The organism is Aeromicrobium changchenzhani (assembly GCF_057586615.1).
In genome coordinates, this window is the sequence record NZ_CM172480.1 from 386,376 (window position 1) to 408,870 (window position 22,495).

General features: G+C 61.3%; 20 protein-coding genes and 1 tRNA gene. 12 read left to right on the top strand and 9 right to left on the bottom strand.

The window, feature by feature from the left end; translation table 11 throughout:
- The first annotated feature begins 15 nt into the window (after positions 1-15).
- From AC2YB9_RS02030 to AC2YB9_RS02040, 3 genes are read left to right on the top strand one after another with little or no spacing between them, the layout of a single operon-like run.
- On the top strand, positions 16-255 hold the full coding sequence (locus tag AC2YB9_RS02030; protein ID WP_487267091.1) for a hypothetical protein: 240 nt from the start codon (positions 16-18) through the stop codon (positions 253-255).
- Positions 243-605, top strand: a complete 363-nt coding sequence (locus tag AC2YB9_RS02035; protein WP_487267092.1) for a TadE family type IV pilus minor pilin — start codon at positions 243-245, stop codon at positions 603-605. The genes AC2YB9_RS02030 and AC2YB9_RS02035 overlap by 13 nt, the downstream gene beginning before the upstream one ends.
- The gene (locus tag AC2YB9_RS02040; RefSeq protein ID WP_487267093.1) at positions 602-955 is read left to right on the top strand and encodes an Rv3654c family TadE-like protein; all 354 of its coding nucleotides are present in this window, start codon (positions 602-604) and stop codon (positions 953-955) included. Before AC2YB9_RS02035 ends, AC2YB9_RS02040 begins: the two co-directional genes overlap by 4 nt.
- Here the strand turns inward: AC2YB9_RS02040 and AC2YB9_RS02045 are convergent.
- Positions 940-3,246: a DEAD/DEAH box helicase gene (locus AC2YB9_RS02045; RefSeq protein WP_487267094.1), complete on the bottom strand. Its 2,307-nt coding sequence runs from the start codon at positions 3,244-3,246 to the stop codon at positions 940-942. The genes AC2YB9_RS02040 and AC2YB9_RS02045 overlap by 16 nt on opposite strands.
- Before the next feature lie 76 nt (positions 3,247-3,322).
- Between AC2YB9_RS02045 and AC2YB9_RS02050 the strand changes: the two genes are divergently transcribed.
- The 7 genes from AC2YB9_RS02050 (at position 3,323) to AC2YB9_RS02080 (ending at position 14,102) form a co-directional block, all read left to right on the top strand.
- Positions 3,323-3,664 (top strand): STAS domain-containing protein, encoded by a 342-nt coding sequence (locus AC2YB9_RS02050; RefSeq protein ID WP_487267095.1) that lies wholly within the window; start codon positions 3,323-3,325, stop codon positions 3,662-3,664.
- A gap of 99 nt (positions 3,665-3,763) precedes the next feature.
- Complete coding sequence (locus AC2YB9_RS02055) at positions 3,764-6,184, top strand: sodium-translocating pyrophosphatase (RefSeq protein ID WP_487267096.1); 2,421 nt, start codon at positions 3,764-3,766, stop codon at positions 6,182-6,184.
- A 117-nt stretch (positions 6,185-6,301) separates the two neighbouring features.
- Positions 6,302-7,780: a DUF7059 domain-containing protein gene (locus tag AC2YB9_RS02060; protein ID WP_487267097.1), complete on the top strand. Its 1,479-nt coding sequence runs from the start codon at positions 6,302-6,304 to the stop codon at positions 7,778-7,780.
- A gap of 186 nt (positions 7,781-7,966) precedes the next feature.
- Positions 7,967-10,711, top strand: coding sequence for a type I DNA topoisomerase (topA, locus tag AC2YB9_RS02065; protein WP_487267098.1), 2,745 nt, complete (start codon positions 7,967-7,969; stop codon positions 10,709-10,711).
- Between the two features lie 69 nt (positions 10,712-10,780).
- The gene (tmk, locus tag AC2YB9_RS02070) at positions 10,781-11,422 is read left to right on the top strand and encodes a dTMP kinase (RefSeq protein WP_487267099.1); all 642 of its coding nucleotides are present in this window, start codon (positions 10,781-10,783) and stop codon (positions 11,420-11,422) included.
- Positions 11,419-12,579 (top strand): DNA polymerase III subunit delta', encoded by a 1,161-nt coding sequence (locus AC2YB9_RS02075; protein WP_487267100.1) that lies wholly within the window; start codon positions 11,419-11,421, stop codon positions 12,577-12,579. The genes tmk and AC2YB9_RS02075 overlap by 4 nt, the downstream gene beginning before the upstream one ends.
- Positions 12,579-14,102 carry an alpha/beta hydrolase gene (locus AC2YB9_RS02080; protein ID WP_487267101.1) on the top strand — a complete coding sequence of 508 codons (1,524 nt, stop codon included), beginning with the start codon at positions 12,579-12,581 and terminating at the stop codon, positions 14,100-14,102. Before AC2YB9_RS02075 ends, AC2YB9_RS02080 begins: the two co-directional genes overlap by 1 nt.
- Before the next feature lie 38 nt (positions 14,103-14,140).
- Here the strand turns inward: AC2YB9_RS02080 and AC2YB9_RS02085 are convergent, their stop codons facing one another.
- The gene (locus tag AC2YB9_RS02085) at positions 14,141-14,527 is read right to left on the bottom strand and encodes a chorismate mutase (RefSeq protein ID WP_487267102.1); all 387 of its coding nucleotides are present in this window, start codon (positions 14,525-14,527) and stop codon (positions 14,141-14,143) included.
- 1 nt (position 14,528) lies between these two features.
- Between AC2YB9_RS02085 and AC2YB9_RS02090 the strand changes: the two genes are divergently transcribed.
- Both AC2YB9_RS02090 and AC2YB9_RS02095 read left to right on the top strand, forming a co-directional pair.
- Positions 14,529-16,010 (top strand): hypothetical protein, encoded by a 1,482-nt coding sequence (locus AC2YB9_RS02090; RefSeq protein ID WP_487267103.1) that lies wholly within the window; start codon positions 14,529-14,531, stop codon positions 16,008-16,010.
- 90 nt (positions 16,011-16,100) lie between these two features.
- Positions 16,101-16,173, top strand: a tRNA-Thr gene (locus AC2YB9_RS02095).
- Between the two features lie 153 nt (positions 16,174-16,326).
- Here the strand turns inward: AC2YB9_RS02095 and AC2YB9_RS02100 are convergent.
- From AC2YB9_RS02100 to AC2YB9_RS02130, 7 genes are all read right to left on the bottom strand, one after another.
- Positions 16,327-16,533, bottom strand: a complete 207-nt coding sequence (locus tag AC2YB9_RS02100) for a hypothetical protein (protein WP_487267104.1) — start codon at positions 16,531-16,533, stop codon at positions 16,327-16,329.
- Between the two features lie 381 nt (positions 16,534-16,914).
- Positions 16,915-17,373, bottom strand: a complete 459-nt coding sequence (locus AC2YB9_RS02105; protein ID WP_487267105.1) for a SufE family protein — start codon at positions 17,371-17,373, stop codon at positions 16,915-16,917.
- On the bottom strand, positions 17,370-18,269 hold the full coding sequence (locus AC2YB9_RS02110; RefSeq protein WP_487267106.1) for a sulfurtransferase: 900 nt from the start codon (positions 18,267-18,269) through the stop codon (positions 17,370-17,372). The genes AC2YB9_RS02105 and AC2YB9_RS02110 overlap by 4 nt, the downstream gene beginning before the upstream one ends.
- Before the next feature lie 146 nt (positions 18,270-18,415).
- Positions 18,416-18,676: a GlsB/YeaQ/YmgE family stress response membrane protein gene (locus AC2YB9_RS02115; protein WP_487267107.1), complete on the bottom strand. Its 261-nt coding sequence runs from the start codon at positions 18,674-18,676 to the stop codon at positions 18,416-18,418.
- Between the two features lie 60 nt (positions 18,677-18,736).
- Positions 18,737-19,801 carry an ABC transporter ATP-binding protein gene (locus AC2YB9_RS02120; protein ID WP_487267108.1) on the bottom strand — a complete coding sequence of 355 codons (1,065 nt, stop codon included), beginning with the start codon at positions 19,799-19,801 and terminating at the stop codon, positions 18,737-18,739.
- The gene (locus AC2YB9_RS02125; protein ID WP_487267109.1) at positions 19,798-21,369 is read right to left on the bottom strand and encodes an ABC transporter permease; all 1,572 of its coding nucleotides are present in this window, start codon (positions 21,367-21,369) and stop codon (positions 19,798-19,800) included. The genes AC2YB9_RS02120 and AC2YB9_RS02125 overlap by 4 nt, the downstream gene beginning before the upstream one ends.
- A gap of 16 nt (positions 21,370-21,385) precedes the next feature.
- Positions 21,386-22,423: an iron ABC transporter substrate-binding protein gene (locus AC2YB9_RS02130; protein WP_487267110.1), complete on the bottom strand. Its 1,038-nt coding sequence runs from the start codon at positions 22,421-22,423 to the stop codon at positions 21,386-21,388.
- Positions 22,424-22,495: the final 72 nt, after the last annotated feature.

A 22,495-nucleotide genomic window follows, 5' to 3' on the forward strand; every position in this document is an offset into this window, starting at 1 on the left:
CACGGAAGGAGCATCATGACCAAGAATTTCCCGTTGTGGCGCCGCCACGAACGCGGTGCGACCACGGCCGAATACAGCGTCGGGACAATTGGGGCCTCGCTGATGGCGTTCTGGCTGTTCCGAATTGGTGGACGGCTCGGTGACCCGAATCCGTCCTGGTACGAAAACTTCATCCACGACCTCCTGGCGAAAGCGTTCTCGGTCCCGCATCTTTTTGGCGGCAGCAGTGACTGGATGTGGCGGTGGCTGATGTGAAGCGCTCCGAACGCGGGATGGTCACCGCCGAGCTGGCCGCGATCTTGCCGCTCGGCGTCGCCTTCGGCTTCCTGCTGCTGTGGATTGTCTCGCTGGGCGTGACCCAGGTTCGTCTCGTTGACACTGCACGCGAAGGCGCCCGAATGGTAGCCCGTGGGGATTCGATCACGACCGCTGTCAAGGTTGCCCGACGCGATGCCCCGGCGGGCACCAAGATTCACGCCACCACGAAAAAAGGTGTCGTCACGGTGACGGTGACGGTGCGTTCGGCGATTCCGGTTCCATTGTTTTCCCATGTCGGCAGCCGCACGCTTACGGCTACCGCTGTCGCCGCGGACGAGACACCGTGAACCGCGAACGCGGATCAGTCACAATTCACGCGATCGTGGTCGGTTCTGTCCTCGCGCTGCTGGCCGGGATCGCGGCGCAAGGAACGATGTTGTTCACGCTGCGCCACGAGGTGACGAAGGCCGCGGATCTGGCTGCGCTTGCCGCAACTGCTGCCTCGGTGGCTGGCGACGATGGTTGTTCAGCAGCGCGCGAGATTGCTCGTCGTAATCATGCCCGAGTCGTGACGTGCCGGATGGATTTCGATGTTGCAACGCTGACCACGCGTTCGGAGAGCACAGCTTTATGGGGGCAGCGGTTCGCGTTCGACAGCAAAGCGCGCGCCGCTCCGGTCGACTATTTGACGGAGTGATCTAACAAAGCGTCGAGCAAGATGATTGCCGCTGATTTGTCGAGTGGTTCGTTGCCATTGCCGCATTTGGGTGAGTGCACGCAGGAGGGACAACCACCGCTGCATTCGCAGGCCACGATGGCATCACGTGTGACACGGAGCCATTGAGCGGCCAGGTCGTAACCGCGTTCGGCAAATCCGGCGCCACCGGGATAACCGTCATAGACAAACACGGTCAACCTGCCGGTGTCTGGATGCAGCGCGGTCGAAACTCCGCCAATGTCCCAGCGATCACATGTTGCCAGTAGCGGCAACATCCCGATTGCGGCATGCTCGGCGGCATGCGCGGCGCCTGGAATGTCTGCCTCGGTCAGTACCGCGGCCACGGACTCCGATTGCAGCGTCCACCAGACCGCCTTGGTCTGCAGCGATCGCGACGGTAGGTCGAGCAACTCTTCGCCGAGGACTTCGCCCGAACCCTTGCGACGCTTCAGGAACGACACGACTTGGTTGGCGACCTCGACCGAACCGAAGGAGATTGTGGCCGGACCCCACTCCTTACTGCGTTCGTTGGCAACGATTGAAATCTCGGTCAGCGATCGCGCCATTGTGGAGTAGTCGGGTTGGTCGAGGTGTACGGCGGCGATGCCTTCGTCGACATCATATTCGTCCACGACATGCGTCTCGCCCTGATGCACATACACGGCGCCCGTATGCACGGTTGAGTCGGCGGATCCGGCATCGACGGTGCCCAGGAGTCGACCGGTTGCGCCGTCGACGATCTGCACCGGCGAACCGCCGCTTGATCGGATGTCGGCGAGATTGCTTGCGCGTTCGCGTTTGGTCCAGAACCAGCCGGCGGCTCGTTTGCGCAGCCAGCCGGCCTCGGTCAGCGCGTTGACGCCAGCCTCGGCGCGCGGCCCGAACAGGGCGAAATCGGTTTCAGTCAACGGGAGTTCTTGCGCTGCGGCGGCGAGATGTGGCCCAAGGACATACGGATTGTCGGGATCGAAGACCGTCGCCTCGACAGGAGCGCCCAGCAGCGCCTCGGGGTGGTGGACTAGATAGGTGTCGAGCGGATCGTCGCGGGCCACCATGACGCCGAGCGAGGGCTGCCCCTCCCGACCGGCGCGGCCGAACTGCTGTTGAAGCCCGGCGCGCGTGCCTGGATAGCCGACCGAAATGACGGCGTCCAAACCGGCAATGTCGATCCCGAGCTCTAATGCATTTGTGCTGGCCAACCCCAGGAGTTCTCCGCTTCGTAATTGGCGTTCGAGTTCGCGTCGATCTTCCGGTAGGTAGCCGCCGCGATAGGTGGCGACCCGTGACACGAGGTCGGGGTCGATCTCACGGAGTCGCCGCTGAGCGCCCATTGAAACAGTTTCAGCGCCACGCCGCGATCGCACGAAAGCCAAGGTCCGGACGCCGCCGACGACGAGGTCGGTCAGAATTTCGGCGGCCTCGGTCGTGGCGGGGCGTCGGATGGTGGGCTGATCGGTCCCACTCGTCGAATCGCGGCCAGGCAACAGTGGCGGCTCCCACAGTGCAATCGACCGTGGTCCGTGCGGCGACGCGTCGTTGGTGACTGCGCGGACGTCGAGGCCGGTAATTCGTCGGGCTGACACATCGGGTTCGGCGATTGTCGCCGAAGCGAGGATGAAGGTCGGCTCGGCGCCATAATGTGCAGCGATCCGCCGAAGCCGGCGAATGATTTGCGCGAGATGCGCTCCGAATACACCGCGGTAGTGGTGACATTCGTCGATCACGACGTAGTTGAGCCCGGACACGAAACGTGACCAACGGGCATGCGCTGGCAGGATTGAATGATGCAGGGTGTCGGGATTGGTGAGGATGTAGTTGGCGTGATCGCGCGCCCATACTCGTTCCTCACGTGAGTTGTCGCCGTCGACGGTTGCGCCGCGAATGAGGTGCTGGGCGACCGACAACCCGAGTAGTTGATCGGCAGCGAGCGCCTTGGTGGGGGACAGATACAAGACCGTTGGTGCGCGGAAGCCGCGAAGTGGACTGCCGCCTCGCCCAGCGGCAAGTGCGGTGAGCGCCGGTGCCTGATAGGCGAAAGACTTGCCTGATGCGGTGCCAGTCGCAATGACGACATGTTCGCCGTGATGAGCTAATTCGGCGGCCTCAGCCTGGTGGCTCCACAGGTGAGTTACACCCTGCGCGACATACATATCCTTGACCTGCGGATCGATCCAATCGGGCCACGGCGCGTAGACCGCATCGCGTGCGGCGATGTGCTCGAGATGGGTCATCCGATCAACATGGCGCGCAACAGCATCGATCGGATTCATGACAAAAGTCTTACAGATCCGAAAGCGGATTGAGATCCCGCACGATCATGGTTCAATATTCGACAGGGAGGCACGTATGGATCTGTCGTTGAACACTCGGGCTGAAGGCCCGTTCCAGGTGGTTGAAGTCGGCGGCGAGGTCGATGTCTACACCGCGCCGAAATTGCGCGAAGCGATTGTGTCGACGATCGACGCGGGGAACGTTCGGCTGATTATTGACGTCGAAAAGGTTGATTTTCTCGATTCAACCGGCCTTGGTGTGCTTGTCGGATCACTCAAGCGCGTCCGCGCTGAGGGCGGATCGCTCGATGTCGTCTGCACCCAGGAACGCATCTTGAAGATATTTGCCATCACCGGTCTGGACAAGGTGTTCGGTCTCCATACCTCGATCGAGGCGGCCGTGTCATCCCACGAGTGACTCCCATCATGTCGCCCGAGCAGTTGACCATGTAATCTGCGTCACGCGGGCCGGAAGTCTGGCCCGCACCATGCTGTGGCTGACCTCTGGAGGATTTAGATGGCGAATGCGACACTCGTTGCGGCTGCTGGGGACTTGGATCTCTCGAACGACAACACGATCATTGTTGCGGCAGTTGCCGGGATCGGCGTTTTGGCGCTGATCATGGCGGCCGTGTTCAGAGCCGAGGTACTCAAAGCCGCCGAAGGCACCGAAAAAATGCAGGAAATTGGCCGCGCGGTCCAGGAGGGCGCCTCGGCCTATCTACAGCGCCAGTTTAAGACGTTGGCGGTTTTCGCTGTTCTCGCATTCGCACTGCTGTTCGTGCTGCCGGGCTCAACCGAAATCAGGGTAGGACGCTCGATCTTCTTTGCCCTCGGTGCCGGCTTCTCCGCAATGATCGGCTATCTCGGTATGTCGTTGGCAACGCGCGCGAACATTCGTGTCGCTGCCGCCGCGCAGAACGAGGGCCGCGAACGCGCCATGCGCATCGCGTTCCGTACCGGTGGAACGGTGGGGATGCTGACGGTGGGCCTTGGTCTGATCGGCGCCGCCGCAGTCGTTCTGATCTATCAGGGCGATGCGCCCCGTGTCCTTGAAGGCTTCGGCTTCGGTGCCGCGCTGCTCGCCATGTTCATGCGTGTCGGCGGCGGCATCTTCACAAAAGCTGCCGATGTTGGTGCCGACTTGGTCGGCAAGGTCGAGCAGAACATTCCTGAAGACGATCCGCGCAATGCGGCGACGATCGCGGACAACGTTGGCGACAACGTCGGCGACTGCGCCGGAATGGCGGCCGACCTGTTCGAGTCCTATGCGGTGACCCTCGTTGCTGCGCTGATCCTCGGCTCGGTTGCCTTCGGTGAGAAGGGTCTAGTTCTTCCGCTCATCATCCCCGCGATCGGCACATTGACGGCGATCCTCGGCGTCTACATCATGAAGCCTCGGGCAACCGAGAATGGCCTCGCGACGATCAACCGTACGTTCTATATCTCGGCGGCAGTCTCGGCAGTTGTCACCTCGGCCGTCTCCTGGTTCTACCTTCCCGCGTCATTTGACAAGCTGAACGCCGGCGCTGGCGACAGCGGTATCGGATCGTTGCTCAGTGGGCTCGACAGTGCATTCCAGCAGGCCACCGGACAGGCCCTCGGCCTTCCGCTGCAGTCCGGCACGCCGGACGGCGATCCGCGCCTCATCGCAATCATTGCGGTGTTGATCGGCATTGTGCTTGCCGCCGTTATTTTGGCCCTCACCGGCTACTTCACCGGCACCGAAACGCGGCCGGTCAAGGATGTCGGCAAGACATCCCTCACCGGTGCCGCAACAGTTATTCTTGCTGGCCTCTCGGTCGGCTTCGAGTCGGCGGTCTACACGGCGCTCGTCATCGCTGCGGCGGTGTTCGGCGCCTTCCTGCTCGGCTCGGGTTCGATTATTGTGTCGCTGTTTGCGGTCGCGCTGGCGGGCTGTGGCCTGCTGACGACGGTCGGTGTCATCGTCGCAATGGACACCTTCGGTCCGGTCAGCGATAACGCTCAGGGCATCGCCGAAATGTCTGGCGATGTCGATGAGAAAGGCGCGCAGATCCTTACTGAACTCGACGCGGTCGGCAATACGACCAAGGCGATCACCAAGGGCATCGCGATCGCGACGGCAGTACTCGCCGCAACCGCATTATTTGGCGCATTCACCGATGGCATCGCTGGTGCGGTTCGCGACATCAAGTTCGACGAGAAGTTGCCGATCAGCGACTTCCTGTCGATCCTCGGTGTGTTCAATATCGCTGATCCGTCAAACTTGGTCGGATTGATCATCGGCGCGGCTGTGGTGTTCTTGTTCTCGGGTCTGGCGATCAGCGCAGTCGGTCGTGCCGCGGGCGCGGTCGTCTACGAAGTACGCCGTCAGTTCCGCGACATCCCCGGCATCATGGAAGGCACCGGTCGTCCTGAATATGGCAAGGTCGTCGACATCTGTACGCGCGATTCGTTGCGCGAACTGGCGACGCCGGGCATCCTCGCGGTGTTTGCACCAATTGCGGTGGGCTTTGGCCTCGGTGTCGGTGCCCTGGGCGCCTATCTAGCGGGCGCGATTGCCACCGGAACGCTCATGGCAGTATTCCTCGCGAATGCTGGCGGCGCCTGGGACAACGCCAAGAAACTTGTCGAGGACGGCAACCATGGCGGCAAGGGTTCACCGGCTCACGAGGCCACGATCATCGGCGATACGGTCGGCGATCCGTTCAAAGACACTGCCGGTCCGGCCATCAACCCGCTGCTCAAGGTCATGAACTTGGTGGCGTTGTTGATCGTGCCGCTGATCATCCAGTACAGCTATGGTCAGGACGCGAATGCAGCGCTTCGCTACTCGATTGCGATCGTCGCAGCGTTGATCATTACGATCTCGGTCTACATCTCGAAGCGTCGTCCGATCGCAATCGAAGCGGACATGCCCGACGCTCCGGCAACGGCCACGGAGGTTAACGCCTAAACCCCAACCGCCGAGTGGCGCAAATCTGGTCGCGAGTGGCGCAGATTCGGGCAAAATTCCTCCGGGAAACCCCGAATCTGCGCCACTCGCGGTTGGGGGAGGTGCGAGACTTTGCCTATGTTGACCCCTGATCTCACCGCACGACTGCGCGAAGCGCTCACCGCCGCCGATTTCACCGTGGATGCGGTTGCCGCGCTGATCGGTGACGGCGCCCAGCGGGCCTTGATGCGCAATCAATCGACCCCCGCTCGTCGTCGTACGCTCGACGGTTCGCCGCTCTCAACTCTCACGCGGCTGTTCTCGCTCCAAGCGCCGGTATCTCGCGCCGAGGCCGATCGGGCACTTCCCGGTCTCGTCGATGCGATGAGTGTTGCCGGTATGTTGGAAGGTTCGGTCGGTGAGGTAAACGCGCGCGTCGACATACGGCCCTATGGCGATGAAGATCACGACTGGTGGATTGTGTGTGACTTGACGCCCGGACTCGACGGGATGGGTAGGTCGGTCGACACCGAACATGTGCTGGGCATCAGCGAAGCCTCTAGCTCATTGGCGCAACTGACGATTCGCGAAGACATCGGCTCGGCGCTCGATCTCGGCACCGGATGTGGCGTCCAAGCGCTTCACTTGGCAAGTCACGCCAAACGGGTTGTTGCCACCGATGTCAATCCGCGCGCCCTCCGAATGGCGCGATTGACGGCCGCGCTGAACGGCGTCGATATCGAGGTCAGGGATGGCAGTCTATTCGCGCCGGCCCAAGGCGAAACCTTTGATCTGATCGCCACGAATCCGCCGTTCGTGGTGTCGCCAGCGACCGGAACTCGGCTGATCTATCGCGATTCCGGGCTCCCCGGCGATGAGGTCGTACGCCGAGTGGTGACGCAGGCCCCGGATCATCTCAACGACGGTGGCTGGTGCCAGGTGCTTGCGAATTGGATCCATCGTGCCGGTGAGCCTTGGCAGGATCGAATCGCCGGCTGGCTCGAACCGAGCGGAGTCGATGCGTGGGTCCTACAACGTGAAGTCGCCGACCTGCCGACATACGTTGAGATGTGGCTGGCTGACGCGGGCCTGCAGGATGCGCCCGATTATGTTCAGCGCTACGACACATGGCTTTCGTGGTTCGACGATCAGGGGATCGAGGGGATCGGTTTCGGTTGGTTGAGTCTGCACAAAGCTCATCGAGACATGCCAGCGCTGCGCATTGAGGAATGGCCCTATGAGATTGAGCAGCCGCTCGGCCCGCACATTGCCGCGTGGGGTGAGCGTATGAGTGCGCTTGACGGGCTCAGCGACGTCGCGCTACTCGACTCTCGGCCGATCCATGCTGCCGATGTCATCCAGGAGACGGTCGGACCCGTCGGTGCGGAGGATCCCGAACACATCGTCGCTCGGCTGCAGCGCGGTGTGCGCAGAGCCCGGCCGGTCGACACAATCGAAGCGGGACTCCTCGGCGCGTGCGACGGTGATTTGAGCGTCGGCCAGATCCTCGACGCCCTCGCCACGCTGCTAGATCACGACGAAACCGAGTTGCGCGCTGACTACCTTCCGAAGGTGCGAAGTCTAATCGACGAAGGCTTCCTCACCCCCCAACCCTGACGAGTCACTCACGTGCGCCGACGAGTCACTCACGTGCGCCGAGGAGTCACTCACGTGCGCCGAGGAGTCACTCACCGACGTAAGCGGGTGACCCCGTGACCCCCGCCCTGTTTTCGCGTCCTTGACATCAGGAGATACCGTTTGGCTCGTCGCAGTTAGCAGCGGCATCCCAGGAAAGGTATCCAGTTGACCACCCTTGTCATAGTCGAGTCACCCAACAAGGTCCGTAGTATTGCGGGCTATCTCGGTGAAGGCTTTGTCGTGGACGCGTCGATCGGACACATCCGCGACCTTCCGAAAGGCGCCGATCAGGTGCCGGCCAAATATAAGGGAACCTCCTGGGCACGCCTTGGCGTCAACACCGAGGACAACTTCGAACCCATCTATGTGGTGTCGTCGGAGAAGAAGGCGCAGATCGCCAAGCTCAAAAAGCTGCTGAAGGATGCCGACGAACTCGTACTCGCAACCGATGAGGACCGCGAAGGCGAAGCAATTGCCTGGCACCTGTTCGATGAGCTGAAGCCCAAAGTCCCGGTCAAGCGCATCGTTTTCAACGAGATCACCAAAGAAGCGATCCAGTATGCGATCGCCAACCCGCGCGATATCGACATGGATCTCGTTGACGCTCAGGAAACGCGCCGTATTCTCGACCGCCTCTATGGCTATGAGGTGAGCCCGGTCCTGTGGAAGAAGGTCATGAGCGGCCTCTCCGCTGGCCGGGTGCAGTCGGTCGCGACGCGATTGGTCGTTGAGCGTGAGCGTGAGCGCATTGCTTTCAATCTGGCGTCGTATTGGGATCTTGAAGCGACGTTCGATGCCGGTCCTGGCAAGGATCCGCAAACATTTCCGGCCAAGGTCCATTCGATCGATGGCGCCCGCATCGCTTCGGGCAAGGATTTCGACAATCAGGGCCACATGGTCACCGACAAGGCAATCCATCTCGACGAGGCCCGTGCCGGTGCGCTTGCCGATAATTTGCGCGATCAGCCGTTCACGGTTCGTTCAGTCGAGTCGAAGCCTTACACCCGTAAGCCCTATGCACCGTTCCGCACGACGACGCTTCAGCAGGACGCCTCGCGCAAGTTTGGTTATGGCGCCGCCCGCACAATGCAGATCGCGCAACGGCTGTATGAAAACGGCTTCATCACTTATATGCGTACGGACTCGACGACGTTGTCGCAAACCGCATTGACTGCGGCCCGGGCCCAGGTCAAAGAGCAGTACGGCATCGAGTATTTGCCGGACGCGCCTCGGGTTTATGCCTCGAAGGTCAAAAACGCGCAAGAGGCCCACGAGGCGATTCGACCGGCTGGCGAACGCTTCCAGACCCCGTCGAAGAGTGGTCTGTCGGGCGATGAGTTCAAGCTCTACGATCTCATCTACAAGCGGACGATCGCGTCGCAAATGAAGGACGCCAAGGGCAATTCGGTCTCGATCCGCATCGGCGCGCAGGCGGCAAGCGGCGAGGACGTTGTGTTCACCAGCAGCGGCCGCACGATCACATTTTATGGCTTCTTGAAGGCCTACGTCGAAGCCCAGGATCAGCCGGACGCCGACAGCGCGGAGCAGCAGACCAAGCTCCCGAATGTCAGCGAGGGTGACACGGTCACAGTCGCCGAACTCGGTTCGGCCGCGCACGAAACCCGGCCGCCGTCGCGTTTCACCGAAGCCAGCCTGATTAAGGAGCTCGAAGAGCGTGAGATCGGTCGGCCGTCGACGTATGCGTCGATCGTCAACACGATCCAAAACCGCGGCTATGTATATAAGAAGGGCACCGCGCTCGTACCGGCGTGGATCGCGTTCTCGGTCATACGCTTGATGGAGCAGCATTTCGGCCGCTTGATCGAATACAACTTCACCGCCGAGCTCGAGGGTGTTCTGGATGATGTCGCTGGCGGGCGGGAGGCGCGCGTCAATGTCCTGCAGGGCTTCTGGACCGGCGAAGGCGCGCACGACACGGGCCTTAAGCGGCTGGTTGAGGGCCTGGGCGACATTGACGCCCGCGGTCTGTCGACATTCCCGCTCGGCGAGGGCATCAACGTACGCGTCGGTCGTTATGGCCCGTATGTCGAAGGCCCCCCGTATTCGAAGAACGAGGACGGCACCGAAAAGCCGACCCGCGCCAACATCCCCGAAGAACTCCCGCCCGATGAGCTCACGCTCGACAAGGCCAAGGAACTCCTCGCGACACCCGCCGGCCTTGAGATCGAGCTTGGTAATCACCCGGACACCGGGCTACGCGTCGTTGCAAAGAATGGTCGTTTCGGTCCGTATGTAACCGAGGCGCTGCCCGAGGACGCTAAGAAGGCCGACAAGCCGCGCACCGCGAGTTTGTTCAAGGACATGTCCATCGACACGATGACCCTCGAGCAGGCGGTTGAACTGTTGAGGCTGCCGCGTGTCGTTGGTGCTGATGCCGAGGGCGTTGAGATCACCGCCCAAAATGGGCGTTACGGCCCCTATCTCAAAAAGGGCACCGACTCGCGCTCGCTGGACACCGAGAAGCAGTTGTTGACGCTGACGCTCGCCGAGGCCCTTGAGATTTATTCCAAACCGAAACAGTTCGGCCGACGCGCTGCTGCTGCCCCGCTTAAGGAGCTCGGTCCTGACCCAGTCAGCGGTCAGCCGATTGTGGCCAAAGACGGTCGCTTCGGTCCATACGTCACTGATGGCGAATACAACGCGACGCTTCGCAAAGGCGACTCGATCGACGAGTTGACGCCCGAGCGTGCGGCCGACTTGTTGGCCGAACGTCGCGCCAAGGGCCCGGCCAAGAAGGCTGGCAAGAAGACCGCGAAGAAGCCGGCCGCCAAGAAGAAGGCACCAGCCAAGAAAGCTGCAGCGAAGAAGACAACCGCGAAGAAAACGCCGGCTAAAAAGACGGCCCCCAAGAAGGCTGTGGCGAAGAAATCAACTGCCAAAAAGGCCTGACATGCGCCAGCTGGCTGGTTAGTGAACTCCAAGTCGGCACTGTCGTTGCCGCCCAGTAGGCTCTCGGTTATGGATCCGCTCTATACCCACTCCGGCGTGTTTATCGCGTTGGAGGGCGGCGAAGGTGCGGGCAAATCGACCCAGTCACAGCTTTTGCACGATTGGCTGACCGGTCTTGGCCACGATGTGGTTCTCACTCGGGAGCCCGGCGGCACGGCAGTTGGCACCGCGCTGCGTACGATCTTGCTCTCGCACGAGACTGGCAGTCTGGCCGATCGTGCTGAAGCCTTGATCTATGCCGCCGACAAGGCCGAACATGTCGACAAACTGGTGCTGCCGGCACTTGTTGCGGGTCGTGTCGTGATCACCGACCGCTATGTCGACTCGACCCTCGCCTATCAGGGTGGGGGACGCTCGCTCGACAACGCTGAGCTTGAATTTGTTGCCCGTTGGGCGACGTCGGGATTGCGGCCACATCTCACCGTGCTGCTTGACGTCGATCCGGCTATTGGATTGTCGCGGTTCGGCACTCCTGATCGGATCGAGGCCGAACCGCTTGAGTTCCACCAGCGTGTACGCCAGCAGTTCCTAGATCTTGCGGCCACTGACTCGGCGCACTATCTCATTCTGGATGGCAGCGGCGATCGTGCCGACATTCACGACCAGATTCGGACCCGCGTCGAGCCGTGGTTGCGGCAGGCGGCGATATGACGGTCTGGGACGAACTTGTCGGACAGGAGCCGGTCGTGGCAACGCTCAAGACCGCAGTAGCCGGCGCGGCGACGCAGATTCGCGGTGCAGGCGGCGGCTCCATGACACATGCCTGGCTGTTCACCGGCCCGCCCGGCTCAGGCCGCTCGAATGCCGCTCGTGCCTTCGCGGCTGCACTGCAATGCCCCGACGGGGGCTGTGATGAGTGCAAAGCCTGCACGACCGCGCGCGCTGGCAGCAATCCGGACATCACCGTCATCCGCACCGAAGGTCTGAGCATCGGCACTGACACGGCACGCGAGTATGTCCGCAGGGCCGCGCTGCATCCCTCACAGGGCCGATGGCAGGTGCTGATCGTCGAAGATGCCGATCGTCTGACCGATCAGGCCGCCAACGCGCTCCTGAAGGCGATCGAGGAGCCGCCGCCACGCACTATTTGGATGCTATGCGCGCCCGCCGTCGAAGATGTCATCATCACGATTCGTTCACGCGCCCGGGCCGTCCTCTTGCGGACCCCGCCAGCGGCTGCGATTGCGAAACTACTGGTTGAGCGTGATGGCATCGACGAATCGATTGCCGTCGCTGCTGCGGCTGCCGCACAGGGGCACATCGGTCGGGCCAAGGCGCTCGCGACCAATCCTGATGTACGTGCACGGAGGCAGACGATTCTGGAGCTGCCGCTATCGCTCCGTGACCTTGGCGCCTGCCTCCGGGCCGCCGCCGCGATCAATGATGCTGCCGCTGCGCATGCGGCGGCGATCGCAGATGACGCCGATGCGCGCGAGCTGGACGACATACGGTCGGCTTGGGGTGTTGAGGACCGCGGTCGCCGCCCGGCGGGCTACGCCGGAGCCTTGTCGGCGCTTGAGAAGGACCAGAAGCGCCGCCGCACACGATTGCTTCGTGACTCGATCGACGGCGTCCTGCTCGACTTGATGGCGCTCTATCGTGACGTGCTGGTGGCCCAACAGGCCCCCGGAACCGACCTCATCAACGCCGACTTCATCCAGGGAGTTCAGGAGATCGCGAGCCTGGGGACAGCCGAGTCGACCTTGCGGAGCATCGATGCCATCTTGGAATGTAGGCAGGGACTCACCGCCAATGCCGCGCCGCTCCTGGCGCTCGAACAGATGATGATCGGACTCGTGAATCGATAGTGCGCAAACATGCAACCGCCATTTTGATCGGACTGCTCGCGGTCGCTTTGATCGCAATCGTGCTCGTTGCCTCGTTCGGCACCGGCGAGCGATCCAATCCGGTCGGCACAAAAGAATCGGCACCGAGCGGCCTTCAGCCGATCTATCAGCAGAAGCTCAGCTGGACCGATTGCGGTACCTACCGCTGCACCTGGGTCAAGGTTCCGATCGACTACGACGCACCGACCGGCCCCACACTCCGGCTGCGCGTCAAGGTGCATCCCTCTGGCGATAACGGTTCGGATCGGATGTTGTTCATCAATCCAGGTGGACCGGGTGGTTCTGGCGTCGAATTCTTGAGTTCATTTGTCGATGCGGCAAGCCGGTCATTGCGCAAGGCATACTCAATCGTCGGCTTCGATCCGCGCGGCGTCGGCAAGAGCACCCCACTCAAATGTTTGTCTGATCAGCGTCTTGATGAGCTCCTCAACGGTGATCCTGATCCGGACACGAAGCGAGAGGTCAATGAGTTCGTCAAGGGCACCATCGAGCTCGGCAAGGCCTGTGCAGCGCGCTCGGGAGCATTGGCCGCACATGTGTCGACTTTCGAGGCGGCGCAGGACATGGATGTGCTGCGGGGCGTTTTGGGGCAGAAGAAATTTGACTACTACGGGGCCTCCTATGGCACTCAACTCGGCGCGACGTATGCGCAGCAGTTCCCTACCAAGGTGGGCCGGATGGTTCTGGACGGGGCCGTCGATTCGACCCTCTCCGACGAGCAGTCCTCGCTTGGCCAGGCAGAGGGCTTCCAGCGCGCCTTGACCGCATATATCGCCGATTGCGCCGGTGCGACGACGTGCCCACTGGGTCGCGATCCCAAGGCCGCTGAGACCAAGCTCGCGGCGTTCCTTCAGGGATTGGACGCCAAACCGATGAAGGCCAAGAATGGCCGGCTACTTACCGAGTCCGGCGCGTTCTTCGGGATCGCGGTCACGTTGTACAACCGTGACTACTGGCCGCTGTTGACTCGCGAGTTGACCGATGTGTTCGCCGGTGATCCAACGGCGATGCTCAATCTGTTCGACGCCTACACCTCACGCAATCCCAATGGCACCTACAAGGACAATTCCTCGGAGTCGATTGTTGCGATCCGTTGCTTGGACAGCGCCAAGCCGGCGACCGTCGCCGAGGTTGAGGCATCAATTCCCAAGTTCGAAAAGATCTCGCCGGCGTTTGGTCGCGCCATGGCTTGGGGCGCGCTGGGTTGTAGTGACTGGCCGATCAAGGCGACCCATCCACAGGGCCCGGTCCACGCCAAGGGCGCGGCGCCGATCCTGGTTGTCGGCACGACGCGTGACCCGGCAACGCCGTATGAGTGGGCGCAAGCATTGGCCAAACAGCTCGATTCAGGCGTCCTTCTGACCCGGGTGGGCGACGGTCATACTGGCTTCCATGTCGGCAATGCTTGCATCGACAAGGCCGTCGACGGATTTTTCGTCGACAACACCGTGCCCAAGGACGGCGTCAACTGTAAGGCTTCCTGATGCCCTGGTTCTGCCAGACGACCCACTGAGACCGATGTTTAGTCGCGGGCGGCCAGATGGTGGTGGATGACTTCCTCTACGATGAAATTGAGGAACTTTTCCGCGAACGCGGGATCGAGGTCGGCATTGACTGCCAACTCCCGTAGCCGCGTGATCTGACGCGACTCACGAGCTGGATCTGCCGGCGGCATGTCGTGCTCGGCTTTGAGTTTGCCGACCCGCTTGGTGCATTTGAATCGCTCAGCAAGCATGTGGATGACAGCCGCATCGATGTTGTCGATGCTGGACCGGATTTCCTCGAGTTCGGCGTTCGTCGCCTCGGTGGCACTCACGTGCGCGATACTACCTGCGAGGGGTGAGCTTGCGGCAACTTGCATCGTATGCTGGGCCCGGCATTGCTTGACGACACCTCCCGGGGGAGACATCGTGGTTGCACGAACAGTTGGTTGGTACGACTACTACCGCGACATGTATCCGGGCATCACCGGCGAAGCGGTCAGAGCGACGGTCGACCCACTCGGCGTCCACCTAGATACCTTGGGGACGCTTGCCGAAGATCTCACCGGTGACGAGCAGAAAATTCTCGAGACCACTGAGGGACGAACGGTCAAGGTGATGACGAGGACTGCGCAGGTGCCTAAAGATGTGGCGCTTCGTCTGGCGTCAAGTGCGCATTTCGCCTGCGCCTGCACTCGGCTTTTCGCCAATCACATCGATACCTTCGATCGGGCGGTCAACGGGATCAATATCCGATACAACGCTGCCGTTGCGGGCGCCAAGTCAGACATCAAAGCTGACAAGACTGATGAAACGATTGGTGCGCTGAGGGCCGAGATTCGCGCCGAGTTGGATCCGGAATACGGCGCTGCGAAGACCACAGTTTTTGACGCGGCCGATGATGTGGCCGAGATGCTCAACGGCGACCCTTCACCGGGCGAGATCCGAACCCTGTTGCGTCAGGGGCTGATTCCCTTGGCGTTGATGAGCACCTATTTTCCCGAGATATATCTCTCGACGGAGGATCGGCGGGCCGCCTACAAGGCCATGATCGATCAGACGTTGGAGAAGTTGCGTGCGGAGGGACTGCTGCCCGAGGGCGATCCGGGTCCGCTGTATCGGCGTTGGGTTGAGAATGCTGACCGGAACGGCGTCTCGCTCGACACGATCATGGAGATCATCAGAGATCATGACATCGATCCCGACGACTTCAAGGTGCTCGATGGCTTGGAGGAGATCCGTGATCCCGATGACAAGTCATTCTTTATGCTGCCGAAAGACATCAGCGGATCCGATGCCCGCAAAGCGGTCGAGATGGCCTACCTCTTCAACGCAGGCACTGACTATGGGTCGGCCAACGGTGGCGACACCGACTTCCAAGAGACGCCTTACTCGGCGAAGGAACTTCAGCGCATTCTCGATCGTCAGGACGCCAACAACTGGTTCAGTTACGAGCAGGATGTCGGCATGGTTAACCGGAGTGGCGGTGCGCTCGCTGCCACTCCCAATGGCATGCTGATGGGCTTGGGCGGGGACGGGCCAGTGGACTTCTTCAGCCTCAACGGTGGTACGACTTGGGGCGACATTTTCATGCTCAACATCGACGATCCCGATGATTCGCACGAAGCGATGAGGACGGTCGTCGAGAGTGGCAAGGCCAACTATGTGGATGACGACGGCCATCAATTTTCCGGTTCGCTCGATCTTGATCGGCTGCTCCATCACGAGGAGCGTCATTCGCAGCAGTGGGCGGATGACGGCTATGCGAAGTTCATTGCGAAGTACGCCACAGAATCGGTTGCGGTGGACATGAAGGGGCCGTGGATCTTCAAAGCGCCGATTCCGAGGACTGCGACCGGTGAGGAGAACTGGTTCGAAAATGATGCCGGCTTGTCCGATGGAGGTTATTGATCGGGAGCGACCCAAGGCCGATTCGGTCTCGTGCCGGTCGTGCCGGTAGACTCGTTTCTCGGTCCTGCAGGCGATCCCTGGAGGGCCTTGGCCGCCTTAGCTCAGTCGGTAGAGCGTCTCACTCGTAATGAGAAGGTCATCAGTTCGATTCTGATAGGCGGCTCCGTGTCGAGACCCCGTCTCACCTGCACACACGTGTCGGTGAAGGCGGGGTTTCTCTTATTTGGTGTGTCCATCGGGCGCTCCTCGCGTCCCCCCGGTGTACCGCAAGTTGTGTAACCGCCGGCCGCGTCCCGCGGTTACACGGAATACCGACTCAACGACTGGCGACTTTGACCCCGTTTGCAGCGAAGATGTCGCGCCACACGCCAACCTGGTTCGACATGGCCTTCCACTGGCTGAAGACCTCGGACATCGCTGGCGTAACTCTCCCAGCCGTGTCTGATGGTCCATCAGCCTCGAGTTCGGTGCGGGTTGCCTCGATGACTTCCTGCTGCTGAGCTGCAGTGAACTTTGGTGCCATCGCGCCCCGATACCCGCGATCGAATATCGCTTGCCCAACACGGTCAGCGCCATGGTGCCCATCTTGCTGAACTTCGCCTCCGCTTCTGCCAATACAGGCCGCTCTTGAACGTGATGGGCGAGGATCATGACTGCATGTGACGAGACCAGCGTGCCGCAGGACTGGCTACTTTCACGCAAGGCGTTGGGCACGAAACACGTACTGGTCGAACCGGACGACCGCGCGCGGCTTCCTCAGACTCCGCTGCCAGTGCCGAGGAGATCGTCGGGGTGAGGTCAGCGATCTGGGCAGCGATGGACACCGAGTAGAGGCTAGCGCGCGACGCGACCGCACACCATGAAGCCGATGACGAACGGAATGACCCCTGCGTCCTTCGCGGCCTCAGCTTTGTGCCTTTTCCGTCACCTGACGCTTGATGCGGGTGAGCATCGCGGCCATTCCTCGCAGCCGCAGCGGACTTACCGCTTCCTCCAAGGCCATCCTGCTGGACAAGTCGTTCGGCACTCCGAGGACCTCGGCGACGCTCAACCCGTCAAGCCCGCTTTGCAGGATGCCCGCAAAGCCTCGGGTGGTCGGAGCCTCCGGCGGAGCCGAGAAGTGCAGGCGGACCACGGCTCCATCATCGGTGCCTTCGACCTCAGTGATCAAAAAAATCGGTGACTGACACTCCGGTACCGGCTCCAACAGCTCGGGGTGGTCGGCGTAGCGAGCAGGCAGCGGTGCGAGCTCTTGACTGAACTCCAGGAGCAGTTGTAGCCGATCCTGAGGCTCGAGGGCATTGAAATCCTCAACGATCTCTACCAGCGACTCGGGCATACCGGCCGTCTCCGCATTGCTCACCTGCCGGGCACCTCCCCGACGTCCTCGCCCTTGACGATGGGTACGCGTACTGCGTTACCCCACTCGGTCCAGGAACCGTCGTAGTTCTTGACATCCGCGTAGCCGAGCAAATGTGTGAGCACGAACCATGTGTGAGAGGACCGTTCGCCGATTCTGCAGTAGGCGATGACGGGTTCGTCCGACGTGAGGCCCTTCTCCTGCTCGTAGATTGCTTCGAGTTCCGCACGAGCGCGGAACGTGCCGTCATCATTTGCGGCGCGTGACCACGGTACGGACTGGGCACCCGGGATGTGGCCGCCGCGCAGTGCGCCCTCCTCGGGGTAGTCAGGCATGTGCGTGCGCTTGCCCGTGTACTCCTCGGGGGAGCGGACATCGATCATTTGGCCGCCGAGGAAGTCGATCACCTCGTCCTTGTAGGCGCGGATCGGCGCGTCCTCACGCTGCACGACCGGATAGTCCGTCGCCTTGGGCTGGTGCTTTTCGGTGGTCATCTCCCGGTTTTCGGCAATCCATTTGGCACGGCCGCCATCGAGGAGTCGAACGTCTTCGTGGCCAAAAAGCGTGAACACCCACAGGGCATACGCCGCCCACCAATTGCTCTTGTCGCCGTAGACCACCACGGTGGTGTCCCGGCCGATGCCCTTGTTCGACATCAGTTTGGCGAACTGATCACCGTTGATGTAGTCGCGGGTTACGGTGTCGTTGAGGTCGAGGTGCCAGTCGACCTTCACGGCGCCGGGGATGTGCCCGATCTCGTACAACAAGACGTCCTCATCGCTTTCCACGACGACGAGCCCAGGCTGACCGAGGTGCTCGGCAAGCCATTCCGTGCTGACCAGACGTTCGGAGTGGGCGTATGTATTGAACTTCGAATTGTCGTCGTAGGGCATGCTCATAGCGCTCCTCGTGGGTTGGCTGCTGGCGGTCGATGGTGATTCCGCGCCTGTCGTCATGATCTCACGCGGCCTCGACGCCAAGTATTCTGTGCCTAGCCTCCCGGCCTGATGCCGCCTGCTGATGCCGCGCACTCATGTTGCGTAGGTCAGACGGTCTTCTTGCGTCCGGTGACGGCGTTGTAGCCGATGAGGACAATGATCGAGCCGATGATCGAGCCGATAATTCCTGCGGCACTGATGTCCAGACCGTCGCCAAAGAGGAGATTGCCGAGGAAGCCACCGACGAATGAGCCGACCATTCCCAGCACGATCGTGGCAAGAATGCCCATGCTGTCGTCACCCGGAACGATGGCGCGCGCGAGGAATCCGGCGATGAGACCGACGATGATGAAACCGATGATGGACATAAATACTCCCCGTGTAGACCCGAGCGTCGTTGCTCAGGAGTGTCATTTTCCCGGTTTATCTTAGTTGATCCGGGGCTCAGCCCCCAACGCGATGACATCGCCGATGATTTCGAGTCCAACGACATCCCCGGGGCGTGGTGCGTGATGGCCAAGCACCCGCGCGGTCACAGCGAGTGAAGGCAGCGTGTCGAGGATCAGTCGAACCGCTGCATCATGCCCGTAATAACTAACCTCAGTGACAGTTGCGGCCACACCATTGTCGAGTGGTGCCAGATGGATTTGCTCGGCGCGAATCATGACGCGGGCAGGTCCGGCGGGGACGGGTGAACCATCAGGCGCGGAGATGGTGAGTGGCCCGAGTGCTGATGCGATGTCGCCGGCGGAATCGACAATCACATCCATGAGGGTGCCACTGCCGACGAACTTGGCTACGCCTGAATCCACTGGCGTGGTGTAAAGGGTTCGCGGGTCAGCAATCTGGATGAGCCGACCTTCACGCATGACTGCGACCTGATCGGCAAGCGACAGCGCCTCGCTCTGATCATGGGTGACCAAGATGGCAGTGGCCTTCGTCTCTTGGAGCGCCCGAACGACCGCGCGCCCGGTCTCCTCGCGCAGGCCAGCATCGAGTGAGGCGAATGGTTCGTCGAGGAGCACGACCGATGGTGCTGGCGCCAATGCTCTGGCCAGCGCGATGCGCTGTTGTTGCCCGCCGGAGAGCTCATGTGGCCGGCGCGAACGCATCGACACCGGCAGGCCTACGAGTTCGAGCAGGTCATCCACGGTGCGGTGCTGGCGTCGATCGGAACGGCGCAGCCCGAAACCGATGTTGGCCGCCACATCAAGGTGCGGGAAAAGCGCACCTTCTTGCGGCACGTACCCAACTCGACGCCGCTGCGGCGGCACGCGATGAGTCTGATCGAACACGATTTTGTCGTCGAACTCGATTGATCCAGCGTCCGGATCGAGAAAGCCCGCGATCAGGCGGAGCATCGTCGTCTTGCCGCAACCCGAGGGGCCCAGGATTGCGGTTAAAGATCCGGCGGCAACCTGAAGATCGACGTCATGCAAGACCTGTGTCCCGCCGAAGGACTTTGACACGCCATTCAGTCGCAGCTGGGTCATGAGACGTTCGACCTTTCAACATGGCGTGTCAGCAAGAATGTCACTGGCAGGGAGATCAACACCATCAGGGCCGCATACGGTGCCGCGGCACCATACGCAACGTTGCTGGAATTGCTCCAGAACTGCGTTGCAAGCGTACGCGTTCCGATGGGTGCCAACAACAAGGTAGCGGTCAACTCGTTGACGATTGCAAGGAACACCAGCGCCGCACTCACGCCGAGACCCGGGGCGATCAGCGGCACGGTCACCCGCCAGAATGTGCGGGCTGATCCGTCGCCGAGTGCATGCGCAACGTCTTCGAATAGCGGTGGGGCCTGCATGATCGCGGCTTTGACACTGATCATTGCACGCGGCAGTGACACGATCGCGTACGCCGCCAGCAGCAGCCATACCGTTTGATAGATCGCTGGGACGAAGCGCAGTGACACGGTGACCAGCGCGAGTGCGACGACGATTCCGGGGAGTGCATTGCCGAAATAGGTGCTGCGCTCGAGTGTCGTCGTGGCGGCTGAGCGATGGCGCACGGCAAGCCACGCGACCGGCAGCGCGATCAGCGTTGTCCCGATCGCCGCCGCCGCAGCAAGGCCAACCGATGTGCCGCCAGTAATCAGCAGGTCACCGATGGGGAACGCGGTCGAACTTCCGACCACCAGCCAATGCACCAGGCTCCCCATCGGCACACCCAGCGCTAGTACGACCAAGAGCGTCACGGCGGCGAGCGAGGGGACCGTGTAGCGGCCGAGTGGTTTGCGTACGGCGGATCGCCGGTTGCCGCTGCCGATTCGTGAGTAGCGGCGATTGCCACGAAGGCGGAGTTCGGTGATGAGCAGGAGCAGGCAGCACAGGACGAGCACGCTGGCCAGCATGTTGGCGGCAGGTCCGCTGAAGGTCGATCGATATTGATCGTAGATCGCGGTCGTGAAGGTTGGGAAGCGCAACATCTGCAGGGCACCGAACTCGGCCAGCAAGTGGAGACCGACGAGCAATCCGCCGCCCAGGATTGCCGGCCGCAATTGCGGGAGGACGACCTTCGCGAACGTCTTCCACGGTCCGTAGCCGAGACCGTTGGCGACTTCCTCGAGCGCGGGGTCGAGGCCGCGCAGCGACACCATGACCGGCAGATAAACCAGTGGGTAATAGGACATCGTGACGATGAGGGTAGCGCCGGCGTATCCCTCGACTGACGATGTGATTGATACCCAGCCGAAACTGTTGACGAATGCCGGCACGGCAAGTGGTGCGGCGAGCAGTACGTTCCAGATCTGGCGGCCGGGGAGGTTGGTTCGTTCGACGAGCCAAGCCGCGCCGACACCGATGACAATGCTGGCGAGGACGCAGGCGAGCGTCAATTTGGTGGTGTTCGTGAGCAGTTCACCGACGCGCGGGCGCCAGATCAAGGTCTTGGCGGTATGCCAGCCAGCGCTGATCGTCGAACTGATGACAAAGCCGGTCGGGATCACCGACAAGATGATTGCGACTGATGACAACGCAAACAGCGGCCACCGCTTGAGCGTTCCTCGGCGTACGGCCGCCGCCCGAGACCCTCTCGGGTTCGGGTCGACGGCCATACCGAAGGCGTTCAAGTCAGAGAATTCCTGCCTGCTGCATCAGCGAGATGACCTTGGCGCCGTTGAGCGATGTGACATCGATCGTGGGCGCATCGAGATCGGTGATCGGCTTGAGTTTTGGATTCGGCGCGGCCTTCAGGTTGATCGAATATTCCATCGCATCACTCGCGGCCAACGCTTTCTGGCCATCGACGCTGGTCAAGTATTTGACGAACTTCTGCGCCAGTTTCTTGTGCTTGCTCGACTTGAGGACGCCCGCACCGGACACCGACAGGAACGCACCGGGATCTTGGTTGCCGAAGTAGTCCAATTTGGTGTTGTTGGATTCGGCGCCGGACTCGTTTTGGTCCCTGAACCAGTAGTAGTGGTAGATCACGCCGGCCTCAATATCGCCGCTGTTGACGGCCTTCATGACGGTGCTGTTGCCGTCGTAAAACTTGGCGTTTTGTTTCAGCCCTTTGAGCCATGCTTCCGTTGCTGCCTCGCCCTTGAGCGTCAGCACGGCGCTGACGATGGCCTGGAAGTCGGCGCCGCTGGGCGACATGCCGATCTTGCCTTTCCATTTTGGTTCGGCGAGATCGAGGATTCCCGCCGGCAACTCGGCTTCGGTCAACTTTTTGGTGTTGTAGGCCAGCACTGTCGAGCGTGCGGCGTAACCGACCCAATCGCTGCTCTTGGGGGAGTATTTCGCTGGAATGTTAGCCAACGTGGCGGCATCGACCTTGGCGAACCCGCCCTTATTTGCCACGAGTGTCATTGCCGGTGAGTTCTCGGTAAGGAACACATCGGCGGGCGAACGGTCACCTTCGGCCACGATCTGGTTGGCGAGCTCGAAATCGTCGCCATTGCGCATCTCGACCTTGATGCCCGTCTTGGCAGTGAAGCGGTCTGCGAGGAGTTTGGTGAGGCTCTCATGTTGAGCGTTGTACAAGGTCAGTGTGCCGGCGTCCTTGGATTTGCTAGTGCTCTCGATGTCATTTCCGCAAGCGGAGAGGACAAGGGCAGCCGCTAAGGATCCGGCGACGATTGCCACAATGCGACGTCGTGCGTTCATTACTGTTTCCCATTCCATTGACTACTAAGGCAAGGCTAACCGTACCGTCAAGGAATATGCACGTCCGATCGG